The sequence below is a fragment of the Spirulina sp. CCY15215 genome, from assembly GCF_016888125.1.
In the GTDB taxonomy this organism is placed as follows: Bacteria; Cyanobacteriota; Cyanobacteriia; order Cyanobacteriales; family Spirulinaceae; genus CCY15215.
The window spans coordinates 1-355 of sequence record NZ_JACSWA010000373.1; the positions used below are offsets into that span (position 1 = coordinate 1).

Below are 355 nucleotides of genomic sequence, written 5' to 3' on the forward strand. Positions count from 1 at the left end.
GCAATTAGCTCTTTCACTAATTCTATAACACTTTTTCGCAGATAGTTTCCCCTTGGCAGAGCTTCGAGTTCTTTGACCGCTTGCTTTTGGACAGTTCCCCGTCCCAATAGTCGCAACCATAAGGTTTCTGTTGTTTTCGGGAGTTGATGAATCACCACAATTGCGGTGTTCCAGCTTGTACTCAGATAGTGGATCCCTTGTTCATCTTTTTTTGAGGACGGTACAGCCGAGAAACTTTTCAGAAAATTGGGGGAAGCAGTGGGAGTGAGTATCCATAACTTAGGAATTTTTCCTTCACCCACCGGGATTTTTGTCCGATTTTCCTCCCGTTCTAATTCCGCCAGCAGGACGAATA

The 355-nt window shown here is 44.8% G+C and carries 1 pseudogene; it reads right to left on the reverse strand.

The features are described from left to right. Positions 1-355: pseudogene (locus JUI58_RS10475) on the reverse strand (hypothetical protein); the annotation flags it as partial.